This window comes from Streptomyces sp. NPDC003038, from assembly GCF_040611115.1.
Taxonomy (GTDB): Bacteria; Actinomycetota; Actinomycetes; order Streptomycetales; family Streptomycetaceae; genus Streptomyces.
In genome coordinates, this window is sequence record NZ_JBEXNN010000016.1 from 18,154 (window position 1) to 34,275 (window position 16,122).

Annotated in this window: 14 protein-coding genes; 2 read left to right on the plus strand and 12 right to left on the minus strand. The window is 71.0% G+C overall.

Annotated features, from left to right (window positions below; genetic code table 11):
- Nucleotides 1-36: 36 nt before the first annotated feature.
- The gene (locus ABZX75_RS20680; RefSeq protein ID WP_355412503.1) at nt 37-519 is read left to right on the plus strand and encodes an SRPBCC family protein; all 483 of its coding nucleotides are present in this window, start codon (nt 37-39) and stop codon (nt 517-519) included.
- A 10-nt stretch (nt 520-529) separates the two neighbouring features.
- On the opposite strand, the gene ABZX75_RS20685 is transcribed toward ABZX75_RS20680, so the two are convergent.
- The 5 genes from ABZX75_RS20685 to ABZX75_RS20705 all read right to left on the minus strand — a co-directional run bounded on the left by ABZX75_RS20685 (nt 530) and on the right by ABZX75_RS20705 (nt 5,628).
- Nucleotides 530-2,122, minus strand: a complete 1,593-nt coding sequence (locus tag ABZX75_RS20685) for a Na+/H+ antiporter (RefSeq protein WP_355412505.1) — start codon at nt 2,120-2,122, stop codon at nt 530-532.
- 195 nt (nt 2,123-2,317) lie between these two features.
- Nucleotides 2,318-2,797, minus strand: coding sequence for a GNAT family N-acetyltransferase (locus tag ABZX75_RS20690; protein ID WP_355412507.1), 480 nt, complete (start codon nt 2,795-2,797; stop codon nt 2,318-2,320).
- The gene (locus ABZX75_RS20695) at nt 2,794-3,735 is read right to left on the minus strand and encodes an RluA family pseudouridine synthase (RefSeq protein WP_355412509.1); all 942 of its coding nucleotides are present in this window, start codon (nt 3,733-3,735) and stop codon (nt 2,794-2,796) included. The genes ABZX75_RS20690 and ABZX75_RS20695 overlap by 4 nt, the downstream gene beginning before the upstream one ends.
- A gap of 52 nt (nt 3,736-3,787) precedes the next feature.
- The gene (gene lspA / locus ABZX75_RS20700) at nt 3,788-4,348 is read right to left on the minus strand and encodes a signal peptidase II (protein WP_355412511.1); all 561 of its coding nucleotides are present in this window, start codon (nt 4,346-4,348) and stop codon (nt 3,788-3,790) included.
- A gap of 176 nt (nt 4,349-4,524) precedes the next feature.
- Nucleotides 4,525-5,628 carry a TraR/DksA C4-type zinc finger protein gene (locus tag ABZX75_RS20705; protein ID WP_355412513.1) on the minus strand — a complete coding sequence of 368 codons (1,104 nt, stop codon included), beginning with the start codon at nt 5,626-5,628 and terminating at the stop codon, nt 4,525-4,527.
- 585 nt (nt 5,629-6,213) lie between these two features.
- On the opposite strand from ABZX75_RS20705, the gene ileS reads away from it, so the two are divergent.
- Nucleotides 6,214-9,372: an isoleucine--tRNA ligase gene (ileS, locus tag ABZX75_RS20710; protein ID WP_355412515.1), complete on the plus strand. Its 3,159-nt coding sequence runs from the start codon at nt 6,214-6,216 to the stop codon at nt 9,370-9,372.
- Between the two features lie 503 nt (nt 9,373-9,875).
- On the opposite strand, the gene ABZX75_RS20715 is transcribed toward ileS, so the two are convergent.
- From ABZX75_RS20715 to ABZX75_RS20745, 7 genes are all read right to left on the minus strand, one after another.
- The gene (locus ABZX75_RS20715; protein ID WP_355412517.1) at nt 9,876-11,081 is read right to left on the minus strand and encodes a DivIVA domain-containing protein; all 1,206 of its coding nucleotides are present in this window, start codon (nt 11,079-11,081) and stop codon (nt 9,876-9,878) included.
- 82 nt (nt 11,082-11,163) lie between these two features.
- A complete protein-coding gene (locus tag ABZX75_RS20720; protein ID WP_030155988.1) occupies nt 11,164-11,460 on the minus strand; it encodes a YggT family protein in 297 nt (98 codons plus the stop codon).
- A 60-nt stretch (nt 11,461-11,520) separates the two neighbouring features.
- The gene (gene sepF, locus ABZX75_RS20725) at nt 11,521-12,138 is read right to left on the minus strand and encodes a cell division protein SepF (protein WP_355412520.1); all 618 of its coding nucleotides are present in this window, start codon (nt 12,136-12,138) and stop codon (nt 11,521-11,523) included.
- A gap of 151 nt (nt 12,139-12,289) precedes the next feature.
- A complete protein-coding gene (locus ABZX75_RS20730) occupies nt 12,290-13,009 on the minus strand; it encodes a YggS family pyridoxal phosphate-dependent enzyme (protein WP_355412522.1) in 720 nt (239 codons plus the stop codon).
- Nucleotides 13,006-13,788: a peptidoglycan editing factor PgeF gene (pgeF, locus tag ABZX75_RS20735; RefSeq protein WP_355412524.1), complete on the minus strand. Its 783-nt coding sequence runs from the start codon at nt 13,786-13,788 to the stop codon at nt 13,006-13,008. The genes ABZX75_RS20730 and pgeF overlap by 4 nt, the downstream gene beginning before the upstream one ends.
- Entirely contained in the window at nt 13,785-14,990 is a 1,206-nt protein-coding gene (gene ftsZ, locus ABZX75_RS20740) for a cell division protein FtsZ (protein WP_355412526.1), read from the minus strand. The genes pgeF and ftsZ overlap by 4 nt, the downstream gene beginning before the upstream one ends.
- Nucleotides 14,991-15,269: 279 nt before the next feature.
- Nucleotides 15,270-16,037 (minus strand): FtsQ-type POTRA domain-containing protein, encoded by a 768-nt coding sequence (locus ABZX75_RS20745; RefSeq protein ID WP_355412528.1) that lies wholly within the window; start codon nt 16,035-16,037, stop codon nt 15,270-15,272.
- Nucleotides 16,038-16,122 lie beyond the last annotated feature (85 nt).

A 16,122-nucleotide genomic window follows, 5' to 3' on the forward strand; every position in this document is an offset into this window, starting at 1 on the left:
AGAGACCCATCTCTAATAACCTGGAGGGGAGCACCCATGGGTGTCTACAACGTGCACGAACGCCTGCTGGCCGCCAAGGGCAGCGAGGTGGGAGAGCTCATCGACAGCCTGTCCGGCGGGGCGCAGGACCGCCTGTGGCCGCACGCGAGCTGGTCCGCGATGGAGTTCGACCGCCCGCTGGCGATCGGCGCGGTCGGCGGGCACGGCCCGGTCCGCTACACGGTCACGGCGTACGTACCGGGCACCTGGGTCCGTTTCGCCTTCAGCGGGCCTCGCGGCTTCCACGGCTTCCACGAGTTCGCCGTGCTGCCGGTCGACGAGGAGCGCACCGTCCTGCGGCACACCCTCGCCATGAGGACCACCGGCATCTGCCGCCTCACCTGGCCCCTGGCCTGGCGCCCGATGCACGACGCCTGCCTGGAGGACAGCCTGGACCGCGCCGAGGCGGCCCTCACCGGCACCGCGCCCCGCGCCCGCTGGAGTCCGTACGTACGCTTCCTCCACGCCCTGGCGCGGTAGGGCAGCCCGACTACGGGTTGCGCAGGCTCCGCACGTCCAAGTGCCGCAGCACCCGGTCGACGATCTCCGGATCGGCGCCGGGCTCGCTGCGGGCCGCCAGCACCTCGTGGCGGGCGGCCGACATCATCTCCCGCTGGATCCGCTGGACGTTCCGGATCCGCTCCACCCGCTGTGCGTAGGCCTCCCGCCGTTCCTCGTCCACCATGTCGGGGCTGATGCGGGCGCCCACGTCGTACGCGCGCCGGTACAGCGTCTCCATCAGGTCCTCCGGCAGCGCTTCCACCTCCTCGATCTCCTTCAGCCGCCGCTTCGCGGCCTTGGCGGCGCGGATCGCCAGCTGCCGCTCGATCTCCCGGTCCGCGTCCCTGTCCGCCTGCACCCCCAGCCGCCGCACCAGCCACGGCAGGGTCAGCCCCTGGCACAACAGCGTCGCCATGATCACGGCGAAGGCGATGAAGACGATCTCGTCCCGCGCGGGGAACGGCTCACCGCCCTCCCCCTTCAACGGAATGGCCAGCGCCAGCGCGACGGAGGCCACCCCCCGCATCCCGGCCCACCACATCACCACGCTCTCCCGCCAGCTCAGCGGGATGTCCTCGTCGTAGTCGCGCCGCGTGTGGAGCTTGTTGGCGAGCCAGCCGGCCGGCAGCAGCCACAGCAGCCGTACGCCGACCACCACCAGGATCACCGCCCCCGCCCACCCGGCCATCTCCCACTCGCGCCCCCGCGCCGTACCGAACACGTTGTGCAGTTCGAGCCCGATCAGCCCGAACGCCACCCCGGTGACCAGCATGTCGACGACTTCCCAGAAGGTGTGCCCGGCGAGGCGGCCCAGCACGTCGTCGGCGTCCGTCGCGTACTCGGCGAGGAAGAGGGCCGTCGTCAGTACCGCCAGCACACCGGAACCCTCGAACTCCTCGGCCAGTACGTACGCCACGAACGGCACCAGCAGGGTCAGCCCGATCTGCAGCGTGGCGTCGCCGAGCCGCCCCATCAGGCGGGTGGCGGACCAGCCGAGGGCCAGGCCGACGGCCACGGCGACGACGGCGGACAGGACGAACTCCCCCAGCGCGGCGGGCCAGGAGAAGCTGCCGCTGACGGCGGCGGCGACGGCCACGTGGTAGAGCACGATGGCGGTGACGTCGTTGAAGAGGCCCTCGCCCTCCAGGATCGACACCAGGCGGCGGGGCAGCCCGAGCGATCCGGCGACGGCGGTGGCGGCGACCGGGTCGGGCGGGGCGACGAGCGCGCCGAGCGCGACGGCGGCGGCGATCGGCAGCCCGGGCACGACGGCGTGCGCGACGGCGGCGACGGCGGCGGTCGTGACGAACACCAGGGCCACGGCCAGCAGGAAGATGGGCCGGATGTTCGCGGCGAACTGCCGCCACGAGGTGCGCTGCGCGGAGGCGTACAGCAAGGGCGGCAGCACCAGCGGCAGGATGTACTCGGGCGGGATGTCGACGTTGGGCACGGCCGGCACCAGGGCGAGGACGACCCCGCCGATGGTCATCAGGACGGGCGCGGGCAGTCCGAGGCGGTCCCCGAGCGGCACGGCGACCACGGCCCCGAGCAACACCACGAACAGGAGAGCGAGCTGATCCACTCCTCCACCCTGCCAGTCCGCTGCGCTCGGCGGTGGGGGCGAAGGTCCCGAGCCCACCGTGTCGGCGCCCAGCCCACCACCCAGCCCCGTCGGCGTCTGGCGCGCGGGGTCCGGGGCGGAGCCCCGGGAGGCGGCGCCGCGCCCGGGGGCGCTGGGCCGGCGAAACGGCGGACGGGTTCCGGGCGGTAGCCCGGGTCAGCTCGCGCGGCCCCCCGCCAGGGGACGCCGCATCGAGCGGTGCGCGATGCCCGCGTCCAAGAACTCCGGCCCGTAGGCCACGTATCCGAGACGCTCGTAGAACCCCAGCGCATGCGTCTGCGCGCCGAGGTCGACCGCGCGCAGGCCCATCCGCGCCGCCTCGGCCTCGATCGCGCGGACCAGTGCCACGCCGACGCCCAGTCCCCGCGCGGCCTTCCGTACGGCCAGCCGTCCCAGCGAGCCGACGTCCTCGGACCCGGTCTTGCCGCGCGCGGCAGCGCCGTGCAGCAGCCGGCCGGTGCCCAGCGGCGACCCGTCCGGCCCCATGGCCAGTACGTGCACCGCGTCCGCGTCGTACGCGTCGTACTCGATCGACTCCGGCACGCGCTGCTCGACCACGAACACCTCGGTCCGCACCGCGTAGCACGCCGCCAGGTCGGCCGCGTCCGCGGCCACCCGGACCGCGAAGGCGGTCACTCGCTCTCTGCCCGGATCACGTCCAGCGCGTTCTGAAGGTCCGCGGGGTACGTGCTCTCGAACTCCACCCACTGGCCGTCCGACGGGTGCTCGAAGCCCAGCCGGACCGCGTGCAGCCACTGCCGGGTCAGTCCCAGCCGCTTGGCGACGGTCGGGTCGGCGCCGTACGTGAGGTCGCCGACGCAGGGGTGCCGGTGCGCGGCCATGTGCACGCGGATCTGGTGCGTGCGTCCCGTCTCCAGCTTGATGTCCAGCAGCGAGGCCGCGCGGAAGGCCTCGATCAGGTCGTAGTGGGTGACCGAGGCCTTGCCCTCCTGGGTCACGGCCCACTTGTAGTCCGCGCTCGGGTGCCGGCCGATCGGCGCGTCGATGGTGCCGCTCATCGGGTCGGGGTGGCCCTGCACCAGCGCGTGGTAGCGCTTGTCCACGATCCGCTCGCGGAACTGGTTCTTCAGGGAGGTGTACGCGCGCTCCGACTTCGCGACGGCCATCAGGCCGGAGGTGCCGACGTCGAGACGGTGCACGATGCCACGGCGCTCGGCGGCGCCGGAGGTGGAGATGCGGTAGCCGGCGGCGGCGAGGCCGCCGATGACGGTGGTGCCGGTCCAGCCGGGGCTCGGGTGGGCGGCGACGCCCACCGGCTTCATGATGACGACGATGTCGTCGTCGTCATGGATGATCTCCATGCCCGGGACCGGCTCGGCGACGACCTCGACCGGCCGCGGTGGCGCGGGCATCTCGACCTCGAGCCAGGCGCCACCGTGCACGCGCTCGGACTTCCCGACGACGCTGCCGTCGACCGCCACCTTCCCCGCGGCCGCGAGTTCGGCCGCCTTCGTCCGGGAAAATCCGAACATACGGGCGATGGCGGCGTCGACGCGCTCGCCCTCAAGGCCATCGGGAACGGGCAGGGTGCGGATCTCGGGAATCGTACTCACCTGTCGAGTATGCAGGACTCGGCCGACCCCCGGCCCCGCGCCCGCTCGCCGATCAGTCCTTGTGGACGGTGCCGTCCGGGTCCAGGCCCTTGAACGACAGCAGCACGATCAGGATGCCTCCGCACACGATCGCGGAGTCCGCGAGGTTGAAGACGGCGAAGTGGGCCGGCGCGATGAAGTCGACGACCGCGCCCCTGAACACGCCCGGCGAGCGGAAGATCCGGTCGGTCAGGTTGCCCAGCGCGCCACCCAGCAGCAGGCCCAGCGCGATCGCCCACGGCAGGCTGTAGAGCTTGCGGGCCAGCCGTACGATCACCACGATCACGGTGGCGGCGATGCAGGTGAAGAGGATCGTGAAGGCCTCGCCGAAGCCGAAGGCCGCGCCGGGATTGCGGATCGCCTCGAACCTCAGCAGGTCGCCGATGATCTCGATCGGAGGCTGGTGCTCCAGCTTCGCCACGACCAGCATCTTGCTGCCCAGGTCGAGCAGGTAGGCGAGCACCGATACGACGATCAGCGCCACGATCCGCCGGTGCCCCTTGGGCCCGACGGACTCCGGCTCGGCCTCGTCCCCGACCTCCGGCGTACCGATGATGCTCTCCGCCTCTGCCACGTGAGTCCCTCGAACTAGCTCGAACCAGGTTGCCGACGACACAGCCCTGCCAGGTTCCTGGACCCTGACGAGACACGAGGGTACGTCAGGGCCCCGGCCGACCGCCCGCCCAGTACCGCCTCCTGCCCGCGGCCGTGCCCGCGGACCGTGCCGCCGCCGCCGATCCGAGGACGGACCTAGTGCCGCCGCTCCTGCTTCTGCTTGCAGTCCACGCACAGCGTGGCCCGCGGGAAGGCCTGCATCCTGGCCTTGCCGATGGGCTTCCCGCAGTTCTCACAGAGCCCGTACGTGCCCGCCTCCAGCCGCTCCAGGGCGCGCTCGGTCTGCTCCAGCATCGAGCTGGCGTTCGCCGCCAGCGCCAGCTCGGACTCCCGGGTGATGTTCTTGGTGCCCGTGTCGGCGTCGTCGTCGCCCGCACCGTCGCCCGAGTCCCGCATCAGCCCCGAGATGGCCACCTCGGACGCCTCCAGCTCGCTGCGCAGCCGCACCACCTCCGCCGACAGCCCGGTACGGGCTTCCTCGACCTCCTCGGGGGTCCAGGGCTCCTCCCCGGGCCGTACGGCCAGCTCGCCCGGCGCCGCGGCAGCAGCCGTGGCACGGACCTTGGGGAGCCCGCTCGTGGCGGCCGCGGCCGTCTTCCTGCCTGCACCCGTGCTCTTCTTGGCAACCACTTTGCGGACTCCCGTCTTCTGCGCGGCCTGCGCCGCCCCCTCGGCCGCGGCCGCCTTGGCCGTGACCTTCCTCGCGGCCGTCGTCTTCTTGACGGCGGTCGCGTCCTTGGCCGGAGCCTTCTTGGCCGGGGCCCTTACCGCGTTCGCCTTCACAGCGGTGGCGTCCTTGGCCGAAGCCCTTCCGACCGGAGCCTTCACCGCGTTCGCCTTCACAGCGGTGGCGTCCGGGGCCGGAGACTTCGCGGCCGGGGTCTTCTTGACCGGAGCCTTCTCGGCCGGGGCCTTCTTGACCGGGGCCTTCTTGACCGGGGCCCTTGCTGCGTTCGCCTTCACAGCGCTCGCGTCCTTGGCCGGAGCCTTTACTGCGGTCGCTTTCACGGCGTTCACCTTCTTGGCCGGAGCCTTCTCAACGGCCGCCTTCCCGGCCGGAGCCTTCCCGGCGGCAGCGGTCTTGCGGGTGGCGGTCGCCTTCTTGGCCGGGGCCCGGGCCGGAGCCGGAGCCGCACCCTCGGCCGCCGTCGCCGTCGTCGTCGCCTTGGCCGTCGCCTTCCCGGCAGGCTTCCCGACAGCCTTCCTGGCAGTACTCCCGGCGGTCTTTTTCGCCACCATGGCCGCGGCCCCTTCACATACTGTGATCATTGCTCGCGAATCGTGCCGGAACGATAAATCGACTCCAGCCCGGCGGCAACGGGGCACGCGTCCGTCGACGCGAACCTGCATCCGTTGTGCCCATCCGGAAGCCCGGTAATCCGCCCCACCCGCCCCACCGGATCCCGTACCGGCGCGTCGGCCCATCCGGGTCACCGGGACGCCCGCCCCGGGCGCCCCGCCGCGCCGCTGCGGCGGCCCCGCCACGGCCCCCCGTAAATCGGTCTGCCGCGCGTCGCCCCGGCCCGTACACTGGGCCCAGCGAGAGGCATGGATGGGGACGAGTAGCGTCGGACGCAGCCAGGAGCGACCCGGGGACGGTGAGAGCCCGGGGGCGAGCGCGATGTGAAGGATCACCCCGGAGCCGCCGGAAGAAAGCGCGTACGGACCCGCCCGGGCACCGTGCCGCGAGTAGAACCGGCTTCGCACCCCAATGAGGGGGCCATCGGATCCGTCCGGCGGCCAAGGAGGGTGGTACCGCGGGAGCCGCAGGCTCTCGTCCCTCCGGACGGAAGTGACACCCCGCCGGAGGAAGAGTTCAGCCTCATGACCACACCGCCGCAGTACCGCCCGGTACCCGCCCAGGTCGACCTGCCCGCCCTCGAGCACGCCGTCCTCGACTTCTGGCGCGAGAGCAAGACCTTCGCCAAGACCCTGGAGCAGTCCGAGGGCCGCCCCGAGTGGGTCTTCTACGAGGGCCCGCCCACCGCGAACGGCATGCCCGGTGCGCACCACATCGAGGCCCGCGTCTTCAAGGACGTCTTCCCCCGGTTCCGCACCATGCGCGGCTACCACGTGGCCCGCAAGGCCGGCTGGGACTGCCACGGCCTGCCCGTCGAGCTCGCCGTCGAGAAGGAGCTCGGCTTCAACGGCAAGCAGGACATCGAGGCGTACGGCATCGCCGAGTTCAACGCCAAGTGCCGCGAGTCCGTGACCCGCCATACCGACGCCTTCGCCGAGCTCACGACCCGCATGGGCTACTGGGTCGACCTGGACGACGCCTACCGGACGATGGACCCCGAGTACGTCGAGTCCGTGTGGTGGTCGCTGAAGGAGATCTTCAACAAGGGTCTGCTCACCCAGGACCACCGCGTCGCCCCCTGGTGCCCGCGCTGCGGCACCGGCCTCTCCGACCACGAGCTGGCGCAGGGCTACGAGACGGTAGTCGACCCGTCGGTCTTCGTCCGCTTCCCGCTGACCTCCGGCCCCCTGGCCGGCGCGGCCGCGCTGCTGGTCTGGACGACGACCCCCTGGACGCTCGTCTCCAACACCGCCGTCGCCGCGCACCCGGACGTCACGTACGTCGTCGCGGTCCGCACCGACGACGACGGCGGGGAGAAGCTCGTCGTCGCCCAGCCGCTGCTGGAGAAGGCCCTCGGCGAGGGCTGGGAGACCACCGGCGAGTCCTTCACGGGCAAGGAGATGGAGCGCTGGACGTACCAGCGCCCCTTCGAGCTGGTCCCCTTCGACGCCCCGGCCCACTACGTCGTCAACGCCGAGTACGTCACCACCGAGGACGGCACCGGTCTGGTCCACCAGTCCCCCGCCTTCGGCGCCGACGACCTCGCGGTCTGCCGCGCGTACGGGCTGCCGGTCGTGAACCCGGTCCGCCCCGACGGCACCTTCGAGGAGGAGGTCCCGCTGGTCGGCGGCATCTTCTTCAAGAAGGCCGACGAGAAGCTGACCGCCGACCTCGACGCCCGCGGCCTGCTCTTCCGGCACATCGCCTACGAGCACAGCTACCCGCACTGCTGGCGCTGCCACACCGCGCTCCTCTACTACGCGCAGCCGTCCTGGTACATCCGCACCACCGCCGTCAAGGACGCGATGCTGCGGGAGAACGAGAAGACCAACTGGTTCCCGGAGTCGGTCAAGCAAGGCCGCTTCGGCGACTGGCTGAACAACAACATCGACTGGGCGCTGTCCCGCAACCGCTACTGGGGCACCCCGCTGCCCATCTGGCGCTGCGAGGAGAACCACCTCACCTGTGTCGGCTCGCGCGCGGAACTGAGCGAGCTGTCCGGCACGGACCAGTCCGCCCTGGACCCGCACCGCCCGTACATCGACGACGTCACCTTCAGCTGCACCCACGAGGGCTGCTCCCTCACCTCGGTCCGGGTGCCGGAGGTCATCGACGCCTGGTACGACTCGGGCTCGATGCCGTTCGCGCAGTGGGGCTACCCGTACAAGAACAAGGAGATCTTCGAGAAGCGCTACCCGGCGCAGTTCATCTCGGAGGCCATCGACCAGACGCGCGGCTGGTTCTACACGCTGATGGCGGTCGGCACGCTCGTCTTCGACAAGTCCTCGTACGAGAACGTGGTCTGCCTGGGCCACATCCTCGCCGAGGACGGCCGCAAGATGTCCAAGCACCTGGGCAACATCCTGCAGCCCATCCCGCTCATGGACCAGCACGGCGCGGACGCGGTCCGGTGGTTCATGGCGGCCGGCGGCTCCCCGTGGGTGGCGCGGCGCGTGGGCCACGGCACGATCCAGGAGGTCGTCCGCAAGACGCTCCTCACCTACTGGAACACGGTCGCCTTCCAGGCCCTGTACGCCCGTACGTCGAACTGGGCGCCGTCCGCGGCCGACCCGGCGCCGGCGGACCGCACCGTCCTCGACCGTTGGCTGCTCTCGGAACTCCACACACTGACCTCCGAGGTCACCGACGCGATGGAGTCGTACGACACGCAGCGCGCCGGCAAGCTGCTGTCCGCGTTCGTGGACGACCTGTCCAACTGGTACGTCCGCCGCTCGCGCCGTCGCTTCTGGCAGGGTGACGCCTCCGCGCTGCGCACGCTCCACGACGTCGTGGAGACGGTCACGCGGCTGATGGCCCCGCTGACCCCGTTCATCACGGAGCGGGTCTGGCAGGACATGATCGTCCCGGTGACCGCGGACGCCCCGGAGTCGGTGCACCTCAGCTCCTGGCCGGAAGCGGACGCGTCGGCGATCGACCGCACGTTGTCCCAGCAGATGCAGCTCGTACGGCGCTTGGTGGAGCTGGGGCGCGCGACCCGCGCGGAGTCGGGCGTCAAGACCCGCCAGCCGCTGTCGCGCGCGCTGGTCGGCGCGGTGGGCTTCGACGCACTGTCCGCCGAGCTGCGGTCGCAAATCACGGAGGAGCTCAACGTCTCCTCCCTGGCCTCTCTCTCCGAGGTCGGCGGTTCCCTCGTGGACACCACGGCGAAGGCCAACTTCCGTGCGCTGGGCAAGCGTTTCGGCAAGGGCGTCCAGGACGTGGCGAAGGCGGTGGCGGCGGCCGACGCGGCGGCGCTGTCCCTGGCCCTCCGCTCGGGCGAGGCCTCGGTGGAGGTCAACGGCGAGCAGGTCGCCCTCACCCCGGAGGAGGTCATCATCACCGAGACCCCGCGCGAAGGCTGGTCGGTGGCCTCGGACTCGGGCGCGACGGTCGCCCTCGACCTGGAGATCACCCCGGAGCTCCGGCTGGCGGGCCTGGCGCGTGACGCGATCCGCCTGATCCAGGAGGCCCGCAAGAACTCCGGCCTGGACGTGGCGGACCGGATCGCCCTGCGGTGGTCCTCCCCGGAGGAGGAGGTCGTGACGGCCCTGACGGACCACGCGGGTCTGATCGCGGACGAGGTCCTGGCGACGGACTTCGCGGCGGGCGTCGCGGACGCCACGTACGGCGAGGAGTTCACGGACGAAGCCCTCGGCCTGACGTTCCGCCTCCGCAAGGCGTAGCCCGACCCCGAGCGGCCCGCCACCCCCTCCCGGGGGCGGCGGGCCGCTTTCGGCTTCCCCCACCCCCGCCGGCGTCGCAGCCCCCAGCCCCGCCTGCCTGAGACGCACCACCCACAGCCGGCCGGCTTTGAGACGCACCACCCCCAGCCCCGCCAGCGTCCGAGCCTCCCCCCGCCCCCGTCGGCTAAGGCGCACCACCCCCAGCCCCGCCGGCGCTTGAGGCACACCCCCAGCCCCGCCGGCGCTTGAGGCGCACCCACCAGCCCCGTCGGCGTTTGAGGCGCACCCACCAGCCCCGTCGGCGTTTGAGGCGCACCCACCCTCAGCCCCGCCGGCGTTTGAGGCGCGGGGCTCGGGGCGGAGCCCCGGTCTTGAGCCCGCCACCGGCAGCCCCGCAGCACCGGCACCGGCACCGCACCCGCCCACGGGAACGGGCCGGGCCCGGAGCCCCCGTAGGGGATCCGGGCCCGGCCCGAAAGGCGACTGCCGACAGACGGCCGCGCCTAGTTGTCGTCCTCGTCGATCAGAAAGCCCCGCATGGGAGACGGCGCCTGCTGCATCGGCTGCGGCGCAGCCGGCCGCACCGGAGCCATCGGCTGCGTCATCGCCGGGGACATCTGCTGCTGGCCGCCGTACGACGGGCCGCCCATCGGGGAGGGACCGCCCATGGGGGACGGGCCGCCCATCGACGGGTTCCCCATCGAGTGGCCCATCGCTCCGGCCGGGGCCATCGACGGCGACGGCGGCAGCGAGGGCGCGCCCGAGTTGCGCGGCGGAGCCAGGGAGTCGTCGGCCTGGGTCTCCAGCTGACGCAGCTGCGACTCCAGGTAGGACTTCAGGCGCGTCCGGTACTCACGCTCGAAGCCTCGCAGGTCCTCGACCTTGCGCTCCAGCGTGGCGCGGGCGGACTCCAGGGAGCCCATCGCGACGCGGTGCTTCTCCTGCGCGTCCCGCTCCAGCGCGTCGGCCTTGGCGCGGGCGTCCCGCTCCAGGCCCTCGGCACGCGAACGGGCCTCGCCGACGATCTTGTTGGCCTCGGAACGGGCCTCCGCGATCGCCTGGTCGGCGGTCTGCTGCGCCAGCGACAGGACGCGGGCGGCGCTGTCGCCACCGGGGCCCTGCTGCGGAAGCTGCTGGTGCTGCTGCTGCTGGTGCATCTGCTGGCCCATGGGCTGCATCTGCTGCCCCATCGGCTGCATCTGCTGGCCCATCTGCTGCCCGAGCGGGTTCTGGCCGCCCATGGACTGCTGCTGGCCCATGCCCTGCTGCTGGCCCATCCCCTGCTGCTGCATCCCCTGCGGTCCGCCCATGGGGTGCTGCTGCATGGGGCCGCCCATCGGGCCCGGACCCTGCGGTCCGTGTCCCCCGGGACCGGCCGGCAGCTGCGGCTGACCGCCCGGAAGCTGGGGCGGGCCCATCTGCTGCTGCTGCTGCTGCGGCGGGCCGGATATGGCCGCGGGCACGGGGGCGCCGGGGCCGCGCTGGTCCTGGGGTTCCGGCTTGCGCATGCCCTGCTGCTGCTGGTTCTGCGCGGCGGCACGCGTGGCGGCCGCCAGCTTGGCGCGCAGGTCCTCGTTCTCGCGCAGCAGGCGCGTCAGTTCGGACTCGACCTCGTCGAGGAAGGCATCGACCTCGTCCTCGTCATAGCCTTCTCGGAGGCGGACGGTCGTGAACTGCTTGTTCCGCACGTCCTCGGGAGTCAGCGGCATGTCTTCTTCACCTCTACGTAGTCGTCGGCAGTCGGCAAGACCGTATCGGGACTGTCCCCGCGCCCGCGGGGAAGCACATCGTTCACACGCTTCTCGCAGCGGTGCTCACGAAACTGATGAGGATGTAAACGATGATCATCAGAACGAAGAAGGACAGGTCGAGTGCCACGCCCCCGAGACGCAACGGCGGGATGAACCGCCGAAGAAGCTTGAGCGGTGGATCGGTGACAGTGTAGGTGGCCTCCAGAACGACCACCATCGCCTTGCCGGGTGTCCATGAACGTGCGAACTGGAACACGTAATCCATGACCAGTCGGAAGATCAGCACGATGAGGAAGCACATCAGCGCGATGTAGACCACTTGCAGTGCGACACCCATCCCGCGCTTCCCTCTCCCCTGCTTCCGCTCTGTTCCCGGTCCCGTGTCTGACGGATCGGTCTAGCTTTGGTTGAAGAACCCGCCCTCCGCGATGCGGGCCTTGTCCTCCGCCGTGACATCGACGTTAGCAGGCGACAGCAGGAACACCTTCTGTGTCACGCGTTCAATGCTGCCGTGCAGGCCGAAGACGAGACCGGCGGCGAAGTCCACGAGACGCTTGGCGTCCGTGTCGTCCATCTCCGTCAGATTCATGATCACCGGAGTGCCCTCACGGAAGTGTTCCCCGATGGTACGGGCCTCGTTGTACGTCCGCGGGTGCAGCGTCGTGATGCGGTACGGCTCCCGCTCGGAGACGACCTTGGGCATGATCACGGGGGCGTTCTTCTCCATGTTGGTGCGTTCAGGTGTGATGGATGCCACGGGGGCGATTCGCGCAGGACGTCCGTTTTCCACCGGCAATGGGATGGGTTCCCGTTGCGCCGGGGGCTGTACTGCTCGTACCGGTTCGTCCGTTACGGGTGGTTGGTGCACCGGCGACTGTCGACGATCCCGGTCTCGGGCTCGCTCCGGTTCCGGCTCGGGCTCGAATTCGTCGTCGGGGTCGTACCCCGGGTTGTCGTACCGGTCGTCCTCCACGAGGCCGAGGTAGACCGCCATCTTGCGCATCGCGCCGGCCATTCTCTGAGTCCTCCGCTCTGTGGTGGATCGCCCTGTCGCAGGTGTTGCTGTGTGTCACCAAAGTCACCAACTGCCCGCGATCCACGTGGTCTGTCCGCACATCTGCGGGAATGACCATATTTTCTGCTGTGGTCCGACTTTCTTCGCGACGTTACCCGAGCCCGGGTCTCGCGCCGAGTACCGCAGTGCCGACGCGTACATGTGTCGCACCGGCCGCAATGGCCTGTTCCAGGTCCGCGCTCATCCCGGCAGACACCATCGTGGCAGCCGGATGGTCCGCGCGCAGGCGGGATGACAATTCCACCAGACGCTCGAATGCGGCCTGTTCGCGCCCCGCGTACGGACCGGACAGCGGGGCCACGGTCATCAGTCCGTCGATCCTCAGTCCGGGCGCAGCGGCCACGAGGTCCGCCAACTCGGCGAGCTGCTCCGGCGCCGCGCCGCCGCGGGCGCCGCGCTCCCCCGATTCGGCGTCGAGGGCGATCTGCACGAGACAGCCGAGCTCCCGCCCCGCGTTCGAGGCCGCCGCCGAGAGAGCGGTCACGAGCCTGGGCCGGTCGACCGACTGCACCACATGCGCGTATCCCGCCACGGAACGGACTTTGTTCGTCTGCAACTGACCGACGAAGTGCCAGCTGAGCGGCAGTTCCGTGCAGGCCGCGGCCTTGGGGGCGGCGTCCTGGTCGCGATTTTCCGCAACATGACGGACACCCAGGTCCGCCAGCAGTCGTACGTCGCTCGCGGGGTAGGTCTTGGTGACCACGATGAGCGTCACCTCTTCCCGCTCGCGTCCCGCCGCCGTGCAGGCGGACAAGATACGTTCCTCCACCCGCCCGAGGTTCTCGGCGAGCTCCGACTTGCGCTCTGTCATGAATCTATTCCTGCCGGGGGTCCGGGGGCCGTCCCCCGGGAAGACACAGTGTCCAGCCAGACGTATCCGGCAAGCCGCCCGGTCACCCGGTCACGGCGGTACGAGAAGTGGTCCCGCGACTCCAGTGTGCAGACCGGGGAGCGGTGCAGGTTCGTCACCCCCGCCTCGGCGAGCTGGGCGTGCACTCCCGCGACGACGTCGACGGACGGCGTCCCCCAGCTGGTCTCGGCCCACGCGGCGGGCACCACCTCGGCGACCGCTTGCCGCATCTCGGCGGGCACTTCGTAGCAGCGCCCGCACACCGCGGGTCCGGTGCGGGCGACGATCCGCCCCGGCTCCGCTCCGAGGGAGACCATCGCCCCGACCGCCGCGGGCACCACCCCCGCGACCAGTCCGGGCCGCCCGGCGTGAGCCGCACCCGCGACACCGGCCACGGGGTCGGCCAGCAGGACGGGGGTGCAGTCGGCGGTGAGCACCGCCAGGGCGAGCCCCCGACGGGCGGTCACCACCGCGTCAACGGAAGGGACCTGCGCGTCGGACCCCCAGGGGCCGTCGACCACCGCCACGTCCCGGCCGTGCACCTGGTTCATCCAGACCACCCGGTCCGGGTCCAGTCCCAGGGACTTCGCCGCGGTCTCCCGGTTCGCGAGAACGGCGGCCGGGTCGTCTCCGACCGCGCCGCCGAGATTGAGCTCCTCGTACGGAACGGCGCTCACCCCGCCCCACCGGTCGGTGAAGGCGAAGTGGGCGCCGCTCTCGATGTGCTGCCCCAGTGTCACTTCAAGAAGTCCGGGACATCCAGCTCTTCGGCCGGGCTGTCCTGGTACGGACGGGCCGTCGGGACCTGCGGCGGCGTGCTCTGGGCCTCGACCGGGGCCGCCTCGACCGGAGCCGGGGGGTCCTCACGCGGGGTGACCGAGCCGAGTCCCCCGAAGGCCGGGCGGACCGGCTCGGGCGCGCGGACCGGAGCCGGTGCGGGCTCCTCGCGCTTCGTGGACGCGGCGCCGATGACGTTGTCCCGGCGGGCCGGCGGCTGTCCGCCGTCGAACCCGGCCGCGATGACGGTGACCCGCACCTCGTCGCCGAGCGCGTCGTCGATGACGGCGCCGAAGATGATGTTCGCCTCGGGGTGCGCGGCCTCGCTCACCAGCTGCGCGGCCTCGTTGATCTCGAAGAGACCGAGGTCCGAGCCACCGGAGATGGAGAGCAGCACGCCACGGGCGCCGTCGATGGACGCCTCCAGCAGCGGCGAGGAGATGGCCATTTCGGCGGCGGCCACCGCGCGGTCGTCGCCGCGGGCCGAGCCGATGCCCATGAGGGCCGAGCCGGCCTCCGACATCACGGACTTGACGTCGGCGAAGTCGAGGTTGATCAGGCCGGGGGTGGTGATGAGATCGGTGATGCCCTGGACGCCGGAGAGCAGGACCTGGTCGGCCGACTTGAAGGCGTCCAGCACGCTGACCTGGCGGTCCGAGATGGACAGCAGCCGGTCGTTGGGGATGACGATGAGGGTGTCGACCTCTTCGCGGAGCTCGGCGATGCCGTCCTCCGCCTGGTTCGCGCGGCGCCGGCCCTCGAAGGTGAACGGCCGGGTGACCACACCGATCGTCAGGGCTCCCAGGGAGCGCGCGATGTTGGCCACGACGGGTGCGCCGCCGGTGCCGGTCCCGCCGCCCTCACCGGCGGTGACGAAGACCATGTCGGCCCCCTTGAGGACCTCCTCGATCTCCTCGCGGTGGTCCTCTGCCGCCTTGCGACCGACGGCCGGATTGGCGCCGGCGCCGAGGCCCCGGGTGAGTTCGCGGCCGACGTCGAGCTTGACGTCGGCGTCGCTCATCAACAGCGCCTGGGCGTCCGTGTTGATGGCGATGAACTCGACGCCCTTGAGACCGACCTCGATCATTCGGTTGATGGCATTGACACCACCGCCGCCGACACCGATGACCTTGATGACTGCGAGGTAGTTCTGCGGTGCTGCCACGTCGAAGGCCTCTCGCCTCGAGTTACGTGTCGCCGCCTCGCGGGCCTGCGTTGCGACGACTGATGCCGAAATGGGGACGGTCCGAACGCGCCGACCCGAACCCTAACCCTGAAGTTTAGGGTTAGGGGTGTGCCTGTTCCATGGACTCTTCCGAACAGGACACTAAGTCGACAAGTAGTGCGTGTTCAACGAACACGCCGAACCTCCCGTTTTTCTTTTCACCCTATGTGATCACCCGTATCGCTGGCCAACCAGGGTGCGTCGGCGTTCGGCCCGGAGTCAACTCCCGGACACGGCAGGGGCGGTGGGGACGCTCACGTTGAAGTGGTCGCCCTTGGGCGCGGCTTTCAGCAAGGCGGTCAGCGCGCGCCCCTTGGCGTCGCTCTGTTCGCCGCTTCCCCACATGACCGTCCGGCCGCGGGTCAACTCCAGCACGACCGAGTCGTACGACCCCACCTTGACCTGCACGGTCTCCTCGGAGATCGCCTCCGGGAGGCCCGCGGCGACGCGCACGGCCTCGTGCAGCAGCCGCTCTTCGTCGAAGCGGCGGGCACTCGGGGACTGCCCCGCCTGCAATTCGAGGACCGGAACACCCGCGGGTGCTTTCGGAACCGTGTCGAATCGCACACCGGAAGCGTCCACTTCCACGAAGTCGCTGTCCTTTTTGATGAGCAGGACAGGTTTGCGTTCCGTCACTTTCAGCCCGATTCCATGAGGCCAGGCCCGCACCACGTCGACCGAATCGATACGGGGCAGCCGGCCGCGGACCCGGCTCTCGATCTCGTCCGTGTCGATGCTCACCAGGGGCGCTCCGACCGGAACGGCCGCGGCGGACAGGACCTGCTCGCGGCTGAGCACCTCGGTACCGGTGGTGGTGACCTTCTCGACCCGGAGCCAGGAGGAGCCGTAGAGCACCCAGGCGCAGCCCCCGGCGAGGATCACCGCGACGACGAGAAGGGCGAGCGCGGGGCCCCGGCGCAGGCGCGTGCCGGGGCCCTCCGGGCCGGAGCTCTTCGACGGCTTCGACGACTTCGTGAAGCTCGGCAACCTCGGGAACCTGGACGGCTTCGAGGACTTGGGCGGCCTGGGAGAGCCGGAGCCCTTGCGGGCAGACCGGTCAGAGCCTGGGGTA